The sequence below is a fragment of the Pseudomonas sp. 1 genome (assembly GCF_056626735.1).
This window is the reverse complement of the sequence record NZ_JBWXMQ010000004.1, coordinates 238,083-257,584: the sequence shown is the minus strand read 5'-3', so window position 1 is coordinate 257,584 and position 19,502 is coordinate 238,083. Positions and strand designations below refer to the sequence as shown.

The window sequence follows — 19,502 nt, the reverse complement described above, 5'->3', positions numbered from 1 at the left end:
TACATATTTGCGAAGGGTCTGACTTACAGCGTCGGCGTATTCAGTTAACGTCCCCGATCCTTTGGGAGAAGGGACGTCTGATGTCTACCGTTATTCGCTGGCTGCGCGCGCTATTGCTGATTGCCGGATTGTGCGTTTCATCCCTGTCATGGGCCGACACGTCATTGGAAAACTCGCTGTGGCGCGTGCAACTCGATCCTGCAACGCTGGCTGTCCGTGTCACCCCGGCCGGCGGCGAGACGGTGCAGGCATCGGCGGGGATTGCCCCACACAAAGTCAGTCAGTTGAGCAGACGCGACAACCGCATCGACTGGCAATGGGATGACGGGGCCTGGACCCTCAGCGCCACGCTCGATCAACGTGATCTGTCCTTCTCGATCAAGGCGCGTGAGCCGGCAGAACTGGAATTTCTCCATCAGCCTGCCAGCGCGCTGGGCAAGGCGCTGATCTGGCCTCTGGCCGAGGGGCACTATGTGCCGCCTGGCGATCCGGTATGGCAGGCCTTTCTGTTGAGTCAGGGGGAATTCAATACCACTCAGGATCTGAGCTTGCCGCTCTGGGGGGGTGAACATGACGGGTTCAGCCTGCATTGGCTGATGACCAATCCCTACAACAATCGGCTGCTGTTCAGCGACCAGGGCAAGGCTCTGGCACTGTCCGCCCGGCATCGTTTCACCCCGCTCGAGCCGTCCACACCAATGACATTCACCCTGTTTCTCGGGGCGGCCGACCCGTTGGCTGGCGCCAAACGCTACCGGCAGTGGCTGATCGATAACGGTCGCCATGAAAGCTTGAACAGCAAATTCGAAAAAACACCTGAGGCGAAGCGGCTGTTGGGCGCCAGTCATCTGTACCTGTGGGGCAACGACCTGCTGGGCGCCAAGGATGTACGCAGTTGGCCCTTGCTGCTCGACACCTTGCGCGGGGGTGATGCGTTGATCCGTGAACTGAAAGCGGGAATGGATCGTGAGGCGTTGCAGATCCTTGCCAGTGGCACGGTGTTGAACGGTTATCAGAAAAAAGTGTTTCTGCGCAGTCTCAACCACGCCTTGAATGCGCTGGCGCGCAAGACCTGGCAGGCCCGTGCCGTGCCGGACATGCAGGCGCTGGCGAGCGGTTACGCTGATGTGCGCGCGCAAGTGGCAGCTTCACTCGGTGAAGCGCTGACCCCCGAGCCCGAGCGCTGGGGCAGCACCTTGTCATTGGAAACGATCAGGCAAGTACAGAATGCCGGTCTGTCGCGTCTGTGGTTGGGATTGGGCGAAGGCTGGGAAGGTGGCCTGTGGCACCCCGAGGCGATCAAGGCCGGCGTGGCGGCGGGTTATCTGATCGCACCGTATGACTCCTATGAAACGGCGCTGAGCCGCAATGAAAACCCTGACTGGACCACGGCCCATCTGGGGGACAAGGCAAATCTTGAATGCGCAGTCGTAAAGAGCGACGGAACGCTGAAAAGCGGCTTCCAGCAATCGGGGCATTACACCGATCCCCGTTGCGTGCGGCCGTTGCTTGAACAGCGGGTCGCGGCGATTCGCGACGCCGCCGGTTTCAACAGCTGGTTTCTCGATGCCTATGCCACCGGCATGCTGTTCGACAGCTACCGACCCGGGGCAACGATGACCCAGGCCCAGAATGCCGAAGGCAACATCGGGGCATCACGCTGGATCAATGAAGTGTTGAAACTGCCCACCGGTTCAGAGGATGGCAACGCAACGACCGCGCAAGGCGTGTTGTTCACCCATGGCATGCAGACCCCGGTGATCGGTTGGGGTGACGTCGAAATGAGCAAGAACCCCGAATCCAGGTACTTTGCAGGCAAGTGGTATCCGCCGGAGCAGCCAGAGGTTTTCTTCAAACCTGTGCCGATCAAAGAGTCTTTGCGGCGTATTCACTTTGACCCGGCCAGCCGTTTGCCGTTGTATCAGGCGGTGTTCCATGGGTCGGTCATCACGTCCCACCATTGGCTGTTCGATAGTCTGAAACTGACCAATGTAAGGGCGGACAACGAACTCGCACAGTTGCTCTACAACGTTGCGCCGCTGTATCACCTCAGTGCTGACACGCTTGCACAGCGATTGCCGCAGATTGCCCGTCAGGATGCGTTCTTCCGGCCTTTGCATGAGCGTCTGGCGACCCAGGCGCTCACCGGTTTCGAATGGTTGAGCGCGGACCGGCTGGTTCAGCAGACCTCCTTTGAAGACGGCACGCTTTTGCTGGCCAATTTTGATATTCAGGCGCGTGAAGTACAGGGGCAGACGCTGCCCGGGCGGAGCCTTACGGTGCGTTCACCCGCAAGTGCGCCGACCCGGTTTCAGGTTGAGGCGAGGCCCTGAGTTTCAGGTTTTGCGCCAGACACTCGCCAGCCATGGCTGCTGCTCCCGAGGCAGCCCTGCCGGCCGGTAGTAATGCTCAAGTTCCACGAATCCGGCAGCGGTCAACAACCCGCGCCATGCCTCCAGATCGTGGTACGAGCCATAACGCGGCCCGTTCCAGCCTTCACGGTTGTCCCCGCGAGGATTGGAGCTGAACAACACGCCCCCCGGTTTCAGTGTCCCGTGCAACTGCTTCAACACCCGTGGCAATTCCTGCAACGGCACATGAAACAGCACCGCATTGGCGAAGATTCCGTCGAAGCGTTCTGCCGGCAGATCCAGCTTCAGAAAGTCCTGACACCACACTTCACAGCCACTGTCCTCTCGAGCCATCTGCGCGAATTTTTCCGCGCCGTCGAGGCCGACGGCGATGTGACCCATTCGTGTGAAGGTCTGCAAGTCCCGGCCCGGCCCGCAGCCGAAGTCGAGAATGGAAAGCGGCCCTTCAGCCTGAATATGCCGCAGCAGGGCGTCGATGTTCTGGCTGACATCATGGTCGCGGGTGCCTTCACGAAAATCCTCGGCCACCGCGTTGTAGTGGCCGAGGGTAGTGGAGGTGATCTGTTCCAGATCGATAGGCGTCTGTTTCATGGTCGGGCTGCGCTGGCAATGGATGTTGCCGACTATACGCCATGGGATTCAGCGCTTGTTCAACCCTCGCGCCAGACGGTCGCCGCCCAGTTGAATCACCGCCACCAGCGCCACCAGCAGCACGATCACGGTCAGCATGATCTGGCTGTCGAAGCGCTGATAGCCGTAGCGATAGGCGATGTCGCCCAGACCGCCGGCGCCAATCGCTCCGGCCATCGCCGATGAGTTGATCATCGTCACCAGCGTAATGGTGAACCCGCCGACGATGCCCGGCAGCGCTTCGGGCAGCAGCACATGCCAGACGATGTGCCAGCGCCGGCAACCCATGGCCTGCGCGGCTTCGATCAAGCCGTGGTCGACTTCACGCAGGCTTACTTCGGCAATCCGCGCAAAAAACGGCGTGGCCGCAATGGTCAGCGGCACAACGGCCGCCCAGACACCGTAGGTGGTGCCGACGATCAGCCGGGTGAACGGGATCAGTGCCACCATCAGAATCAGGAACGGAATCGAGCGAAACAGATTCACGAACGCACCCAACGCACGATTAAGCAACGGCGCTTCGTAGATACCACCCTTGTCGCTGGTGACCAGAATCACTGCCATGGGAATCCCGGCGAGCAATGCAATCAGCGATGACACGCCAACCATCAGAAACGTGTCGATGAAACCCTGCAGCAAGCGATCAAACCACATAACCCAGCACCTCCGTGCGTTGTGCCCACTGGCCCGCACGCTGACGCAGTTCCTCGGCGTTCAGCTTCGATCCCGCGACTGCCAGCAGCAATTGTCCGAGTGCATGGCCCTGAATCCGCTCCACGCCCCCCTGCAGCAATTTCACCCGACCACCGAGGGCGGCGAACAGCGCGGCCAGATCCGGTTCATCCTGCTGGCTGCCGGTGAACTGCAAACGCAGCACCACGGCCGCATCGGACGAAGACGGTTGCGCCTGCAAACGGCTCTGCAACTCTTCGGGCAAGGCATGTTGCAGTGGCGCGAGCAATGTCTGGCTGACTTCGTGCTGCGGGTTGCCGAACACTTCCCAGACCGGACCCTGTTCGACGATGCGGCCATGTTCCAGCACGACGACGCGGTCGCAGATTTCCCGGATCACCGCCATTTCGTGAGTGATCAGCACAATGGTCAGGCCCAGGCGTTTGTTGATCTCGCGCAGCAGGCCGAGGATCGACTGGGTGGTTTCCGGATCCAGCGCCGAAGTGGCTTCGTCACACAGCAGAATGTCCGGGTCGTGCACCAGCGCGCGAGCGATGCCGACGCGCTGTTTCTGCCCGCCCGACAACTGCGCCGGATACGCCTTGTGCTTGGCTTGCAGGCCCACCAGCTCCAGCAGTCCGCGAACCTTTTTTTCCCGTTGCTCCTTCGGAACGCCGGCGACTTTCAGTGGCAGTTCGACGTTCTGCCACACCGTTTTCGCTGACATCAGGTTGAAGTGCTGGAAGATCATGCCGATCCGCCGGCGCAGGGCGACGAGGCGATCTTCGTCGTACTCGCCGATGTCCACCTGATCGATCAGCACCCGGCCCGAGGTCGGTTGTTCGAGGCGGTTGATGGTGCGGATCAGCGATGACTTGCCGGCGCCGCTGCGGCCGATAATGCCGAACACTTCACCGCGCTGGATTGCCAGGTCGATGCCTTGCAGGGCCGCGACCGGGCCTTGTTTGCCGTCGTAGGTTTTGCCGAGCCCGACGAAACGCACATGGGCGCGGTTCAGTTCGGGATGCAGTTCGGTGCGCTGCGCAAGCGCGGGTGACTCTGGAAGATCCAGTCGCCGTTGAATGGCTGCCGTCATCCTCAGCTTTCCCAACCGGCCTGGTACAGCTTGCCGTGGGCCTTATCCAGCGCCGCGCGAACGGCCGGCGAATGCTGGTAGATGTCGACGAATTTGATCAGGCGCGGGTCGTTCTGGCTCTTGGGCTGGATCACGAACTGAATCACGTACTCCTTGTGATCGAGGCCGTCGAACAGCAGCGCGGAACCGGCATCGAAAGTCTTCGCCAGACGGATATAGGCCGGGTAGCCCTGGACCAGATCGGCGTCGTCGTAGGCGCGCACCAGTTGCACGGCTTCGACCTGGAGGATCTTGATCTTCTTCGGATTGGCGACGATGTCGTCTTCGGTGGCCTTGTAGCCGACACCCGGTTTCAGGGTGATCAGACCGGCCTTGGCCAACAGTTGCAGACCGCGTCCGCTGTTGATCGGGTCGTTGGCGATGGCGACGCTGGCGCCCTCAGGCAGTTCGTCGAAGCTTTTGTATTGCTTCGAGTACAGGCCGACGTTGTTGATGATGCCCGGCGCGAACGGCACCAGGTCGAAACCGGAAGCGGCCTTGGCGTTTTCCAGGAACGGGATGTGCTGGAAGTAGTTCACGTCGATGTCACCGGCGGCGAGGCTGACGTTCGGTGCGATCCAGTCGGTGAACTCCACCAGTTCCACTTTCAGGCCCTGTTTGGAGGCTTCTTCGACGGCCGCTTCCAGCGGAATCGCGAACGCGGCGGTGGTGCCGATTTTCAACGGCGCATCGGCGGCGAACACCGCCGAGCTGAACAGGCCGAAGGCCAGGGCCAGTGCTTTGACTGGGTGGGACAGGTTTTTCTTGGTCATGGTGGTTTTCCAGTCAGTTGATTCAGCCTGATCGCTCCCACGCGGAGGTGGGAACGATCGGTGCAAGGGTTAGTGTCGGTAGTGGGCGCCCGTGTGTTGCTGCGGCAGGTGCGCTTCGCCGTGAAACAGTTTTTCCCGCAGGCTGCCGGTGTCGTATGCGGTCTTGTACGAGCCGCGCCGTTGCAGTTCGGGAATCACCAGGTCGATGAAATCCACATAGCTTTCCGGGGTGACGATGCGGGTCAGGTTGAAGCCGTCCAGACCGGTCTCGGCGATCCACGATTCCAGCTCATCCGCCACTTGTTGCGGTGAGCCGACCACGGTGATGTAGCGCCCGCCGAGGGCGTGCTGGTCGAGCAATTTGCGCCGGGTCCAGTCGTTGTTCTGCAGGTTCGTGGTGGCGGACTGGATCGCGTTGCTCTTGACGTACTGGATCGGCTCGTCGATTTCGTAGCGGGAAAAATCGATCCCGGTGGACGCCGAAAAATGCGCCACGCCCGCCTCGGCGCTGGCGTAGCTCAGGTATTCGGCGTGCTTGGCCCAGGCCGCTTCCTCGGTCTCGCCGACGATCACGTTCAGGCCCATGAACACCTTGATGTCCTCCGGGTTGCGACCCGCTTCGACGGCGCTGGCGCGGACCTTGTCCACCTGCACCTTGGTCGATGGCTTGTTCTGGCCGCTGATGAACACGCACTCGGCATGACGCCCGGCGAACAGCAGACCGCGATCCGAACTGCCGGCCTGGAACAGCACCGGCGTGCGCTGCGGCGACGGTTCGCACAGGTGATAACCCTCGACCTGATAGAACTCGCCCTTGTGTTCGACCTTGTGCACCTTGTCTGGCTGCGCGTAGATCCGCTGTTGTGGATCGTTGAGTACCGCGCCGTTTTCCCAACTGCCTTCCCAGAGTTTGTAGAGCACTTCGAGGTACTCGTCGGCCTGGTCGTAACGCCGGTCGTGCTCGACCTGTTCGCTCAGGCCCATGGCCTTGGCGGCGCTGTCCAGGTAACCGGTGACGATGTTCCAGCCCACCCGCCCGCGGCTCAGGTGATCGAGGGTCGACATGCGTCGGGCGAACAGATATGGCGGCTCGTAGGTGAGGTTGGCGGTCAGGCCGAAACCCAGGTTTTTGGTCACGGCGGACATGGCCGACACCAGCAGCAGCGGATCGTTGACCGGCAACTGGATCGACTCTTTCAGGGTGATGTCCACCGAGTTCTGATAGACGTCGTACACGCCGACGATGTCCGCGATGAACAGCCCGTCGAACAGCCCGCGCTCCAGCAGCTGTGCCAGCTCGGTCCAGTATTCGAGGGTCTTGTACTGGGTCGAGGTGTCGCGTGGATGAGTCCACAAGCCGTGGTTGATGTGGCCGATGCAGTTCATGTTGAACGCATTGAGCAGGATCTTTTTCTTGCTCATCAGATGGTCCCTCGCAGCGGAGGGTTTTCATCGTTGAGGTAGTAATTGCCCACCGCGTGATACTTCCAGCGCACCGGATCGTGCAGGGTGTGCACCCGGGCGTTGCGCCAGTGACGGTCGAGGCCGTGCTCGATCAGGGTGGCCTGGCTGCCGGCCAGTTCAAACAGCGTGCTGCCGGCGGCCAGGGATATTTCGGTGCTGATCGCCCGTGCTTCGGCGACGGCAATCGAGGCTGCTGCAACCGTCTCGGCGTTGGTCTCGGCCTGCGCTGCATCAAGGTATTCGCCGGCGCGTTCGAGCAAGGCTTCGGTGGCGTGCAGACGAATGCTCAGATGGCCGAAACTCTTGAGGGTCAGCGGGTCTTCGGTGGCCTTGTCGTTGCCCGAATCGATCCATGGCCGGGTCTTGCTGCGCACGAAGTGCAGCGCATCTTCGTAAGCGGCGCGGGCGATGCCGGTGTCGATGGCGGCGTGAAGGATCTGCGCCAGCGGGCCGACCGGGGTCGGGCGTTCGAAAGCACTCTGGAACGGGATGACATCTTCGGCAGCGACATACACGTCTTCGAACACCACCGAACCGCTGCCGGTGGTGCGCTGGCCGAAGCCGCTCCAGTCGTCGATCACGGTCAGGCCTTTGCTGTCGCGCGGGACGAAGACCAGTTGCTGCACGCCGTTTTCATCGACCACGGACGTTGGAATCCGTTGGGCGTAGATCGCGCCGGTCGCATAGAACTTGCGGCCGTTGATGCGATAGCCGCTGCCGTCGCGTTTGAGGCTGGTGACTCGGTCGTGGGCGGTCCTGGTGCCCAGTTCTGCCAGGGCATTGCCGAAGCGCCGGCCGGCGAGGACTTCGGCGTACAGGCGTTGTTTCTGCTCGTGGCTGCCATTCACCCGAAGCACTTCCAGGGCATAGAAATGGTTCTGTGGAATCTGCCCGAGCGAGCCGTCCGCCCGGGCGATCAGGGCGATGACTTTGGCCAGGGTCACGTTGGATACGCCGGCGCCGCCGTATTCCTTGGGCACGCTGATGCCCCACAGGCCGGAGCGGGAAAACACGTCGAGTTCCGGCAGCGGCAGGCGGCGTTCGCGGTCGCGCAGGTTGCTGTCGCGCTGGAAGTCTTCGGCCAGGTCGCTGGCGACGATCAGGGCTTGCTCGTCGCTGGTGATGACCGCGACGGGGTGGGAAAGAGTCATGTGTTTCTCCAGAGATCTGGTCAAAAGTGTTCTGGTCGTCAGATCCAGGAATGGCGAGCCGGAAGTTTTCCGTTGAGGCGATAAGCGCCGACCGCGTGGTACTTCCAGCGCACCGGATCGTGCAGGGTGTGGACCCGGGCGTTGCGCCAGTGACGATCGAGGTTGAATTCGGCGAGGGTGGCGCGGCTGCCGGCCAGTTCGAAAAGTTTTTCGCTGGCCAGCAGCGATATCTCGGTGGTCAGCACCTTGGCTTCGGCCACGGCAATCGAAGCGCGGGCGGCGGATTCGGCGGTCAGTGGCGCGGCGTGTACCTGATCCAGCACTTGCCCGGCCTTGCGCAGCAATGCTTCGGCGGCGTGCAGTTCGATTTTCAGTTTGCCGATGTCGGCGATCACGTAGAGGTCATCGCTGGCCCGCTCGACCCTGGCGTCGATCCACGGCCGGGCGCGGGTCTTGACGAATTCGATGGCGTCATCGATGGCGCCACGGGCGATGCCGGCGTCGATGGCTGCCTGAATCAGCTGCGACACTGCGCCCTGGGTGTTGGGCTTTTCGTTGATTTTCCAGTTGTCCACCACGAGGCCGGCATCGACCCGCACGTTGTTCAACAGGATCGTGCCACTGGCGGTGGTCCGCTGGCCAAAACCCGACCAGTCATCGACGATGCGCAATCCCGGGGTACCGCGACGGACGAAGGCCAGGACTTGCTTGCCGTCATCGTTCAGCGCCTTGACCGCCACCCAGTGGGCGAACAGGGCGCCGGTGGAATAGAACTTCTGGCCGTTGATCACGTAGTCATCGCCGTCGGCGCTGATGCGCGCTTTCAGTTCCAGAGTGTCCTTGGTGCCGCGTTCAGGTCCGGCATTGCCGATGCGCCAGCCCTCGAGCACGCTCTGCAGCAGCTGTTTTTTCTGCTGTTCGGTGGCGCTGCCGAGGATCAGGTTGATGATGCCGAACTGGTTCTGCGGGATCTGTCCCAACGCCGGGTCGGCTGCAGAAATGATCGCGAACACTTCGGCCAGGGTGACGAAGGAAACCTGCGGGCCGCCGAACTCGCGCGGGATGGCGATGCTGCCCAGACCACTGCGGGTGAACTGTTCGATTTCCGACCATGGCAGCTTGCGCTGGCGGTCACGTTGGGCGGCCTGCACGCGAGCGACTTGCGCCAGTTCATGGGCGGCCTTGATGGCTTGATCGTCGTTGCGCAGCACTTGCGCGGGCAACAACAACGGGGCGATGTCCAGGTCACTCTGGACGTTTGCGTCTGCCAGACTGGACATCAGTGCCGCTCCTTGACTGCACGCAATGCCCTGGCGATCTGCACTGGGGTGATTGTGTTCCGGACCATGTTACCTACCTCACATCTCATGAAAGACGCCGCAAAAGTGCGGCGAACGAAAGAATGTCCGGTGGTCCGGTTTATATACCCTAAACGCGTATAAATTTTAAATAAACTAACTTTTGGGAATATGTATAGAAGAGGGCGTGGTCCGTCTGGTTAAGCGTGCGGCGGCGAAGGACGTTGTCCCTCGCCGACCATCGATGCTCATTTTTCTCGCGGCTCTGCTGCCTTCAGCGTTTTCTTGAGCGGCACCTTGAGGTAAGGGTTCACGCAGCCGATTTTCAGCGTTCGCGGCGGCGCCCAGCGCGAGTTGTTGCCGACCCGGTCGAGGATGCAGTAGGTGACGTCCAGCCGCAGATCTTCACCGGCTTCGGTGATGATCGCCGGTGGCACCCAGACCTGGACCGGCTTGCCGATGTCGGCCGGGGTGATGCGCGCCAGGTCCATCCGTACATCGCCCCAGCGCAAGGTGATGGCGTCGTCTTCGGCCATGTTCAGATACGGCTCTATGGTCAGCGGCACGCCGCGTCTGATCTGGTTCGCGTTGACGCCGTTGCGGCGAATGGTGTCGGGCAATGTCACCGGTGCAAGTTGCTGGTTCTCGTCGCCACACAGCGCTGGAGGCTGCCCGCCGGGGCAGTCGAGCTTCACCGTGACCCGCGCGGCTGCCGACAGCGATGGCCCGTGACCCACCCGCATGACCCGATAGTGGATGCGTGACGAGCCGCTGGCGATGAAGCTTTCCGGCACTCGCAGGCTGACCGGGGCAGCGACATCCTGCGCTGTCAGCACATGAGAGGCGACATAGCAGTTGTTCCAGAAAAGTTCGATCAAGTCGCCGGTGTCCATGTCCGGATAGGGCGGTACATCGACCCGCAAGCGGGCCGCTGCCGCGAGGTTGATGCCGTTGGTTTGCGAGGGCGCCAGGCGCGGCGCGGCCAGTTCGGGGATGTGCGAAGTGCGGGTCATGAAATCCTCTCCTTGAAGCCTTGCAGCGAAATCCGTTTCTGAAAGTTCAAAAGACCAGAATGACCTGGTAATAAAAAACAGGACTTCTCGGCCGATCGGTATTGGGTCTTGGTAATGTGCGGGTTGCGATGAGTGACTAGATAAAAGTTCGCGGAATGGCATGTCAACGGACAGGATTGTTTAATTTAAGAATTACGGACTTATCAGAATGCTCCTACATCGATAAAGCACTCTACCTATCCGGCTTGGCGAATCGGGCCACGGATTTTGCCGGGTTTGACGGTTCTGACGTCGATTGGTTTGGGTAGCTGGCTATTCGAAGGGCGCTGACTTTAATCACGCCGGGTCTGTTGCAGGACATATATATGTACCGCAATGGATTGATTAAGTTCTTGGCAGGAAGGATGTAAATAAAACTTCCATCCATGGAAGTTTGTGTTCAGGAAAGTTAGCGGCTCAGCCGTTGTTTCTGAACTTGCTGAGGAACTGTCGAGTGCGTTCTTCTTTCGGATTGGCAAACAACGCTTTCGCCTCACCTTGTTCGACGATCACGCCTTTATCGAAAAACACCACGCGGTTGGCCACGTCGCGGGCGAACGCCATTTCGTGGGTGACGATCACCATGGTGCGTTTCTCCTCGGCGAGGCCGCGGATGGTCGCCAGCACTTCACCCACCAGTTCCGGATCGAGGGCCGAGGTCGGCTCGTCGAACAGGATCACTTCCGGCTCCATCGCCAGCGCCCGGGCAATCGCCACGCGCTGTTGCTGGCCACCGGACAGGCGCCGTGGGTAGGCGTCTTCCTTGCCCGCCAGGCCGACCTTGGCCAGCAGCTTCTTGCCCAGGGCAATGGCTGCATCGCGGGGCGTCTTCTTGACCACGATCGGGCCTTCGATGACGTTTTCCAGGGCGGTGCGGTGGGGGAACAGGTTGAAGTTCTGGAACACGAAGCCCACGTGCTGGCGCAGGTTGCGCACCAGGCTCTGCTGCTGGTTCAGCGGGCGGCTGGTATCGATCTCGATCTCGCCGACCTTGATCCGACCGCTGGTGGGTTCTTCGAGGAAGTTCAGGCAACGCAGGAACGTGGTCTTGCCCGAGCCGCTGGGGCCGATGATGGCCACGACCTCGCCTTCCTTCACCTCCAGATCAATGCCGTTGAGCACGACTTGACCCTTGAACTGCTTTGTCAGTTTTTCCACGACAATCATGGGTCAGGACTCCTGGTCGTGCCGATTGACCCGCTCTTCCAGCTTGTTCTGGAAGTGCGACAGCACCGTGGCCAGAATCCAGTAGATCAGCGCGGCGGCAAGATACATGGTGAAGACTTCGAAAGTCCGGGCGGTAATCAGTTGTGCCTGACGGAACAGCTCCGGCACCTGAATGGTGGCGGCCAGTGCGGTGTCCTTGACCAGTGAAATGAAGCTGTTGCCCAGCGGCGGCAAGGCCGTGCGCATGGCCTGCGGCAGGATGGCCCGGCGCAGGGTCTGCGCGCGGGTCATACCGATGCTCGCAGCGGCTTCCCACTGGCCGCGTTCGATCGAACCGATCGCGGCACGCAGGATTTCACAGGCATAGGCGGCCATGTTCAGCGAGAAGCCGATCAGCGCCGCCGGCAGCGGGTCGAGTTCCATGCCCAATTGCGGCAAGCCGTAATAGATCACGAACAGTTGCACCAGCAACGGCGTGCCGCGAAAGAACGACACGTAGATGCGGGCCAGCCAGCTGACCGACTTGAAACGCGACAGGCGCATCAACGCCAGGCCAAAGCCCAGCAGCAGGCCGAAGAACATGCCGCCGAGGCTGAGGATTACCGTGTAGTACGCGCCCTTCAAGAGGAAGGGCGCGGAGTCCAGTGCGAGTTGGAAAGCCTCTTCCATTATTTGGTGACGTCAGCGTTGAAGTATTTCGTGGACAGCTTCTCAAGGGTGCCGTCGGCACGCAGTTCGTCGAGGGCCTTGTTCACGGCGGCCAGCAGCTCAGGCTCGCCTTTGCGCAGGGCAATACCGGCTTCCTGACGCGAGAAGGCTTCACCGGCAGCGACGGTTTTCGGCGCTTTCTTGGCATATTCCAGCGCAGCCAGACGGTCGATCAGGATGGCGTCGGTACGGCCGTTGTTCAGGTCGGCGAACTTGGTCGGATCATCGTCGTAGGTGCGAACGTCGGCACCCGGCACGTTGGCGCGGACCCACTGTTCGTAGTTGGTGCCCAGACCCACGCCGACTTTCTTGCCGGACAGGTCAGCGGCGGACTTGATGTTCAGCGCGGCGGCCTTGTCTTTCAGCACCAGCGCCTGAATCCCGGAAACGGTGTACGGCTCGGAGAAGTCATATTTCTTCTTGCGCTCGTCGGAGATGGTCACCTGATTGACCACGACGTCCAGACGTTTGGATTCCAGGGCCGCGAGGATGCCGTCCCATTTGGTCGGCTGGATCTTGGCCTTCACGCCCAGCTTCTTGGCCAGTGCTTCGGACAGCTCGACTTCGAAACCGGACAGCTTGCCGTTCTCGTCAACGAAGCTGAATGGTGGGTAAGTGCCTTCCAGGCCGACGTTGATAACGCCTTTGTCCTTGATCTGTTGCAGTTGCTCACCGGCAACCGCCTGCCCCAGCAGACCGGCGCTCAGTGCCAGGCCCAGCGAACCTACCAGCAGATTTCGACGTAGTGCGGAAAGAATCATGACAAGCCCCTGTGTTTTCTTATGGAAGACGCTTAAGGAAAGTTGGCGAATCCGGGAATTGGACGACAGCGCTATCCTGCCTTAAAGCAGCTTATGCGTCTCTCGCGAAATTCGCCTGCGGCGAGACTATATGCCGGCTTTTTTAGAATGGAAAATAATGAATTTTCCATTTGTTATTCTTCTTTGGAATATTTGTTGTTGTTTTGCGAGTGTTCCCTGGCTCCGCGTCCCCTTTGAAAGGGGACACGGAGCATCCCGGGCTGCATTCCCATGCAGGGCGTGGGGAACGAGCGCTGCGGTACGCGCTTCGAATTACAGAAAGTCCTTGTAAGCGAACAACGCCGGAGCGCCGCCGGTGTGCAGGAAGATGATGGGGCCTTCATCGAAGCGCCCGCGTCCGATGCCGTCGAGCAGCCCGGCCATGGCTTTGCCGGTGTAGACCGGATCGAGCAGCACCGCGTCCTGGCTGGCCAGCAGCTTCACTGCCGACAGCGTCCCGGCATTTGGCTCGCCATAGCGCGGGCCGAAGTATTCGTCCCACAACTCGACCTTGAAGCTGTCCGGCAGCGCCACGCCCAGCAGGTCGGCGGTGCGTTCGGCCAGGCCCTGGACTTTCGGGCGCTGATCTTCTTCGCTGCGCGAAACCGTTACGCCGATCACCGGCAGTTGCGGCAGGGCTTCGCTCAACGCCAGCGCCAGACCGCTGTGGGTGCCGGCACTGCCCGAGGCCAGGACTACGGCGGAAAATTGCAGCCCGGTGTCCTTGATCTGCTCAGCCAGCTCCAGACCGGCGCGCACGTAACCCAGCGCGCCGAGGGCGTTGGAGCCACCGATCGGCACCAGATACGGCTTCTTGCCGTTGCTGCGCAGGCGCACGGCGAGGGCGGCCAGTTGTTCGTCGGCGTTGTCGAGGTTGTCGACCAGCTCGACCTTGGTGTCGAACAGATCCAGCAGCAGGCGGTTGCCGTTGCCGGTGTAGTTGCTGTCATCGGTGCCCAGCGGATTTTCCAGCAGGGCCACGCAGCCCAGGCCCAGTTTCGCGGCCAGCGCGGCGGTCTGGCGAACGTGGTTCGATTGCAGTGCGCCGGCGGTGATCAGGGTGTCCGCGCCTTGGGCGAGGGCATCGGCGGCGAGGTATTCAAGCTTGCGCAGCTTGTTGCCGCCCATGGCCAGTGGCGTCAGGTCATCGCGCTTGATGTAGACATCGCGGCCGAGCCAGGTGGACAGGCGTTCAAGTTTTTCCAGTGGGGTCGGTTGGCCGAGCAGGTCGAGGCGGTTAAAGCGTTGCAGCTGTTGTTTGATCGGTTGTGTGGACATGGTTCCGTACTGGCGGAGGAAGATCACAGGACTATAGGCACGCCGATTTTCCGGGGCAACCGCCAATCGCTTATAGCCAAAAGTGCTTGAGCCAGCACTATCGGTTCTTAATTCGCGCCCGTGGGCTTGCCGTAAAGTAGTCGCCGTTGACGCGGCCAGACAGTCCGGCCGCCCGTGAGGAGTCTTTACCGTGAGCGAGCGTTCCAGCCATTGGCAATTGCAGACCATCGTCAGCCAGCTGCGTACCGCGCGGGATCAGTGGCGGGCACAAAATGGCCGTGCTTCCGGCGAGCAGGGCGGGCGCGAATTGCCGTCCCGTGATGCGATGGCGCAGATCCTTGAAGCCCTGTGCGGCGCGCTGTTTCCGATGCGGCTGGGGCCGGTGGATCTGCGTGAAGAGAGCGAAGATTTTTACGTCGGGCACACCCTCGATGTTGCGTTGAATGCGTTGCTGGCCCAGGCACGACTCGAACTGCGTTACGTCGCCCGCCACAGCGCCCGGGATGACAGCGAAGTCGAGGCGCAGGCCACCAGGATCATTCAGGATTTCGCTCTGGCGCTGCCGGGCCTGCGCAGTCTGCTCGACACCGATGTGCTGGCGGCGTATCACGGCGATCCGGCGGCGCGCAGCGTCGATGAAGTGCTGCTGTGCTACCCGGGGATTCTGGCGGTGATCCACCATCGTCTGGCTCACCATTTGTACCGCGCAGGCCTGCCGCTGCTGGCGCGGATCAGTTCGGAAATCGCTCACTCGGCAACCGGCATCGATATTCACCCGGGCGCGCAGATCGGCCGCAGTTTCTTCATCGATCACGGGACGGGAGTGGTGATCGGCGAGACCGCGATCATTGGCGAGCGCGTTCGGATCTATCAGGCGGTGACCCTCGGCGCCAAACGCTTCCCGGCGGACGAGGACGGCCAGTTGCAGAAGGGCCATCCGCGGCATCCGATCGTCGAGGACGACGTGGTGATCTACGCCGGAGCGACGATTCTCGGGCGGATCACCATCGGCAAAGGCTCGACCATCGGCGGCAACGTCTGGCTGACCCGCAGCGTGCCGGCCGGGTGCAACCTGACCCAGGCCAATCTGCAGCATGATGACGGGACACAGAAGTAACACTTGCGCCTGATCGTTCCCGCGCAAGGCGGGAACGATCGCTCTCACTAAAGCGTCATACCCCTCCTTGAGCTAGCGTACGAAAGGTACCGCTGAGCCCTGCGATTAGTCCTGAGCGTACTATCCATGTTTAACTTGAACGTTCATTCAAGTTAAACCGGCGGTTCGCTGCCCGCTCACAACAGGAGGCTTGCCTTTGCTGAGTCCGATCATTTCAGCCATTTTCCAACCCCGTGAGGTGCACCGTTCATGAGTGCATCCTCCACCCCCGCCAGCGGTCTGGTGCGTATGAATCCACCGGTGTTCTGGTTCGCCGCAACGGTGATCCTGCTGTTCGGCCTGACGGTCATCGCCATGCCGGAACAGGCCGGCGCCTGGCTTCTCGAAGCGCAGAACTGGGCGGCCAACACGGTCGGCTGGTACTACATGCTCGCGATGACCCTCTATCTGATCTTCGTGGTGGTCACCGCATTGTCGGGCTACGGCAAGATCAAACTCGGTGCCGACCACGACGAGCCCGAATTCAGTTACCTGTCCTGGGCCGGCATGCTGTTCGCCGCCGGGATCAGCATCACGCTGTTTTTCTTCTGCGTGTCCGAACCGCTGACCCACATGATCCAGCCGCCGCAGGGCGAGGCCGGCACGGCTGAAGCGGCGCGTCAGGGGATGCAGATTCTGTTTCTGCACTGGGGTCTGCACGGCTGGGGCGTGTTCGCTTTCGTCGGCATGGCGCTGGCGTATTTCGCCTACCGGCACAACCTGCCGCTGGCCCTACGTTCGGCGCTGTACCCGCTGATCGGCAAGCGCATCAATGGCCCCATCGGTTACGCGGTGGACGGCTTCGGCATCATCGCCACGGTGTTCGGCCTCGGTGCGGACATGGGCTTCGGCGTGCTCCATCTCAACTCCGGTCTGGACTACCTGTTCGGCATCGCCCACACCCAGTGGATTCAGGTCGGCCTGATTACGTTGATGATGGGCGCGGCGATCATCGTGGCCGTCTCCGGCGTGGATAAAGGCGTGCGGGTCATGTCCGACATCAACATGCTGCTGGCCTGCGCGCTGCTGCTGTTCGTGTTGTTCGCCGGCCCCACACAGCATCTGCTCAACACCCTGATCCAGAATCTGGGCGACTACCTCGGCGCGTTGCCGATGAAGAGTTTCGACCTCTACGCCTACAACAAACCGAGCGACTGGCTCGGCGGCTGGACGGTGTTCTACTGGGCCTGGTGGATTGCATGGTCGCCGTTCGTGGGCCTGTTCATCGCACGGATTTCCCGTGGCCGGACCATCCGCGAATTCGTCTTCGGCGTGCTGCTGATCCCGCTCGGCTTCACCCTGGCGTGGATGTCGATCTTCGGCAACAGCGCCATCGACCAGGTGCTCAATCACGGTATGTCGGCTCTGGGCATGTCGGCCCTCGACAACCCGTCGATGACCCTCTACCTGTTGCTGGAAACCTACCCGTGGAGCAAGACCGTCATCGCGGTGACGGTGTTTATCAGCTTCGTGTTCTTCGTCACGTCTGCCGACTCCGGCACCGTGGTGCTCTCGACCCTGTCGGCCAAGGGCGGAAACCCGGATGAAGACGGGCCGAAATGGCTGCGGGTGTTCTGGGGCGCGATGACCGCACTGATCACCAGTGCGCTGCTGTTCTCCGGCAGCATCGATGCGCTGAAGTCGGCGGTGGTGCTGACCTCGCTGCCCTTCTCGATGATTCTGCTGCTGATGATGTGGGGCCTGCACAAAGCCTTCTATCTGGAGTCGCAGAAGCAGATCGCGCAACTGCATTCGCTGGCGCCGGTGTCCGGCTCACGGCGGGGCAAGGGCGGCTGGCGTCAGCGCCTGAGTCAGGCCGTGCACTTCCCGTCGCGGGACGAGGTGTACCGCTTCATGGACACCACGGTGAAACCGGCCATCGAGGAAGTGACGGCCGTGTTCGCCGAGAAAGGGCTCAATGTCGTTACGCAACCCGATCCGGCGCACGACAGCGTCAGCCTGGAAATCGGTCACGGCGAGCAGCACCCTTTCATCTACCAGGTGCAGATGCGCGGCTACTTCACTCCTTCGTTCGCCCGCGGTGGCATGGGCTCCAAGCAGCTCAACAATCGCCGCTATTACCGCGCCGAAGTGCATCTGAGCGAGGGCAGTCAGGACTACGATCTGGTCGGTTACACGAAAGAGCAGATCATCAACGACATCCTCGACCAATACGAACGGCACATGCAGTTCCTGCATCTGGTGCGTTGATCGGGGCAGGGCGCCGGGACGTTTTCAGGTCTCGGCGCTCAGCACCATGAACAACACCATCGCCGCGATCGGCACGCCGAACACGGCACTGCCGATCGCAATCTCCGACCCCAGCGTCTGCCCGGCGTGCACCACGCCGACCGCCCCGTTGATCACCGTCAACGCCAGCCACAACGCCGCGAAGCCATAGGCCAGCGTCTGCCGACTGAAGCCGATGCGCTCGCCGATGTAGAACATCAGCGCCAGCAGGATCAGGCCGAAGAAGATGATGATTGCGGTGTGCATGGTGGGTTTCGCCTGAAGGTTGGGGGATGAAAGAGTGACTTTGCATCGGTTGAGCATAGGTCAGCCTTCAATCCTTTCTCTCGCCAGCCTTCGGGGCTGCATCGACGGTGGGCAGATTTTTTTGAAACGTTTCAGCAATTGGTCGTATCACGGGTCTATCGGTGTTTCACACGGCGTATGCTGGGCGGCCTGTGAAAGTCGACACCCGATTCAAGACCGACAAGAGAGGATTCGATGACTTACACCGCTGCCGAAAACCGCTATGACTCCATCCCTTACCGCCGCGTCGGACGCAGCGGTCTGGTGCTGCCGGCGCTGTCCCTGGGCCTGTGGCACAACTTCGGCGACAGCACGCCGATCGACACCCAGCGCGCGTTGCTGCGTACCGCGTTCGATCTGGGGATCAACCACTTCGACCTGGCCAACAACTACGGCCCGCCCTACGGCAGCGCCGAGACCAATTTCGGCCGCCTGCTGCGCGAAGACTTCAAGCAGTACCGCGATGAACTGATCATTTCCAGCAAGGCCGGTTGGGACATGTGGCCCGGCCCTTACGGCCAGGGCGGCGGTTCGCGCAAATACGTGCTGGCCAGCCTCGACCAGAGCCTGCAACGCCTCGGTCTGGACTATGTGGATATCTTCTATTCCCACCGCTTCGATCCGGACACCCCGCTGGAAGAAACCGCCAGCGCCCTCGCCACTGCGGTGCAGCAAGGCAAGGCGTTGTACATCGGTATCTCGTCGTACTCCGGGGTGAAAACCCGCGAAATCGCCGCGTTGCTCAAAGAGTGGAAAGTGCCGCTGTTGATTCACCAACCGGCGTACAACCTGCTCAACCGCTGGGTGGAAAAGGACCTGCTCGACACCACCGACGAACTCGGCACCGGCGTGATTGCGTTCACTCCGCTGGCGCAAGGTCTGCTGACCGACAAATACCTCAACGGCGTGCCGGCGGATGCACGGGTCAATCGTCCGGGCGGTGGTTCGTTGCAGGCTTCGCACTTGTCCGAGGCCAACATCGCTCACGTGCGGGCGCTGAACGAGATCGCCAAGCGTCGTGGCCAGAGCCTGGCGCAACTGGCGTTGGCGTGGACGCTGCGCGATCCGCGAGTGACCTCGGCACTGATCGGTGCGAGCCGGCCGGAGCAGATTGTCGAGAACGTCGGGGCGTTGAAGAACCTGAGCTTCAGTGCGCAGGAGCTGGCGGAAATTGACCGGTTTGCCCAGGAGGGCGGGATCAATCTTTGGGAGAAGCCTTCCACGGCTGAATAAGTGACTGGCGCCGAGTCATTCGGCGCCTGCTCTGACGCTTTCGCGGGCAAGCCCGCTCCCACAGGGGGCCGAGTCGTA

Annotated in this window: 17 protein-coding genes; 4 read left to right on the top strand and 13 right to left on the bottom strand. The window is 61.3% G+C overall.

What is annotated here, in order from left to right:
• Positions 1-80: 80 nt before the first annotated feature.
• Positions 81-2,333 carry a glycoside hydrolase gene (locus AC1MDC_RS08550; RefSeq protein ID WP_480392831.1) on the top strand — a complete coding sequence of 751 codons (2,253 nt, stop codon included), beginning with the start codon at positions 81-83 and terminating at the stop codon, positions 2,331-2,333.
• Positions 2,334-2,336: 3 nt separating this feature from the next.
• On the opposite strand, the gene AC1MDC_RS08545 is transcribed toward AC1MDC_RS08550, so the two are convergent.
• From AC1MDC_RS08545 to AC1MDC_RS08490, 12 genes are all read right to left on the bottom strand, one after another.
• Complete coding sequence (locus tag AC1MDC_RS08545) at positions 2,337-2,963, bottom strand: class I SAM-dependent methyltransferase (protein ID WP_085697986.1); 627 nt, start codon at positions 2,961-2,963, stop codon at positions 2,337-2,339.
• A gap of 48 nt (positions 2,964-3,011) precedes the next feature.
• Positions 3,012-3,656, bottom strand: coding sequence for a methionine ABC transporter permease (locus AC1MDC_RS08540; RefSeq protein ID WP_016772208.1), 645 nt, complete (start codon positions 3,654-3,656; stop codon positions 3,012-3,014).
• Positions 3,646-4,770, bottom strand: coding sequence for a methionine ABC transporter ATP-binding protein (locus tag AC1MDC_RS08535; RefSeq protein WP_480392830.1), 1,125 nt, complete (start codon positions 4,768-4,770; stop codon positions 3,646-3,648). The genes AC1MDC_RS08540 and AC1MDC_RS08535 overlap by 11 nt, the downstream gene beginning before the upstream one ends.
• Before the next feature lie 2 nt (positions 4,771-4,772).
• Positions 4,773-5,582, bottom strand: coding sequence for a MetQ/NlpA family ABC transporter substrate-binding protein (locus AC1MDC_RS08530; protein ID WP_480392829.1), 810 nt, complete (start codon positions 5,580-5,582; stop codon positions 4,773-4,775).
• Between the two features lie 69 nt (positions 5,583-5,651).
• Positions 5,652-7,004, bottom strand: a complete 1,353-nt coding sequence (locus tag AC1MDC_RS08525; RefSeq protein ID WP_266201082.1) for an LLM class flavin-dependent oxidoreductase — start codon at positions 7,002-7,004, stop codon at positions 5,652-5,654.
• Positions 7,004-8,197, bottom strand: coding sequence for an SfnB family sulfur acquisition oxidoreductase (locus tag AC1MDC_RS08520; protein WP_480392828.1), 1,194 nt, complete (start codon positions 8,195-8,197; stop codon positions 7,004-7,006). Before AC1MDC_RS08520 ends, AC1MDC_RS08525 begins: the two co-directional genes overlap by 1 nt.
• 38 nt (positions 8,198-8,235) lie before the next feature.
• Positions 8,236-9,477, bottom strand: a complete 1,242-nt coding sequence (locus tag AC1MDC_RS08515; protein ID WP_480392827.1) for an SfnB family sulfur acquisition oxidoreductase — start codon at positions 9,475-9,477, stop codon at positions 8,236-8,238.
• A 266-nt stretch (positions 9,478-9,743) separates the two neighbouring features.
• Positions 9,744-10,508 (bottom strand): hypothetical protein, encoded by a 765-nt coding sequence (locus tag AC1MDC_RS08510; RefSeq protein ID WP_085702745.1) that lies wholly within the window; start codon positions 10,506-10,508, stop codon positions 9,744-9,746.
• A gap of 456 nt (positions 10,509-10,964) precedes the next feature.
• Positions 10,965-11,714: an L-cystine ABC transporter ATP-binding protein TcyN gene (gene tcyN, locus AC1MDC_RS08505; RefSeq protein ID WP_064382730.1), complete on the bottom strand. Its 750-nt coding sequence runs from the start codon at positions 11,712-11,714 to the stop codon at positions 10,965-10,967.
• 3 nt (positions 11,715-11,717) lie between these two features.
• Entirely contained in the window at positions 11,718-12,383 is a 666-nt protein-coding gene (tcyL, locus tag AC1MDC_RS08500; protein WP_011331947.1) for a cystine ABC transporter permease, read from the bottom strand.
• On the bottom strand, positions 12,383-13,183 hold the full coding sequence (gene tcyJ, locus AC1MDC_RS08495; protein WP_085697993.1) for a cystine ABC transporter substrate-binding protein: 801 nt from the start codon (positions 13,181-13,183) through the stop codon (positions 12,383-12,385). Before tcyJ ends, tcyL begins: the two co-directional genes overlap by 1 nt.
• A gap of 312 nt (positions 13,184-13,495) precedes the next feature.
• Complete coding sequence (locus tag AC1MDC_RS08490; protein ID WP_085702744.1) at positions 13,496-14,500, bottom strand: D-cysteine desulfhydrase; 1,005 nt, start codon at positions 14,498-14,500, stop codon at positions 13,496-13,498.
• Positions 14,501-14,690: 190 nt separating this feature from the next.
• Here AC1MDC_RS08490 and epsC point away from each other — a divergent pair, with 190 nt between their 5' ends.
• Both epsC and betT read left to right on the top strand, forming a co-directional pair.
• Positions 14,691-15,617, top strand: a complete 927-nt coding sequence (epsC, locus tag AC1MDC_RS08485; RefSeq protein WP_085697995.1) for a serine O-acetyltransferase EpsC — start codon at positions 14,691-14,693, stop codon at positions 15,615-15,617.
• A 288-nt stretch (positions 15,618-15,905) separates the two neighbouring features.
• A complete protein-coding gene (gene betT, locus AC1MDC_RS08480) occupies positions 15,906-17,867 on the top strand; it encodes a choline transporter BetT (protein ID WP_176247724.1) in 1,962 nt (653 codons plus the stop codon).
• 24 nt (positions 17,868-17,891) lie between these two features.
• Here betT and AC1MDC_RS08475 read toward each other — a convergent pair whose 3' ends face one another.
• On the bottom strand, positions 17,892-18,152 hold the full coding sequence (locus tag AC1MDC_RS08475; RefSeq protein ID WP_085697997.1) for a hypothetical protein: 261 nt from the start codon (positions 18,150-18,152) through the stop codon (positions 17,892-17,894).
• A gap of 234 nt (positions 18,153-18,386) precedes the next feature.
• Here AC1MDC_RS08475 and mgrA point away from each other — a divergent pair, with 234 nt between their 5' ends.
• A complete protein-coding gene (gene mgrA, locus AC1MDC_RS08470) occupies positions 18,387-19,424 on the top strand; it encodes an L-glyceraldehyde 3-phosphate reductase (protein WP_234206254.1) in 1,038 nt (345 codons plus the stop codon).
• Positions 19,425-19,502 lie beyond the last annotated feature (78 nt).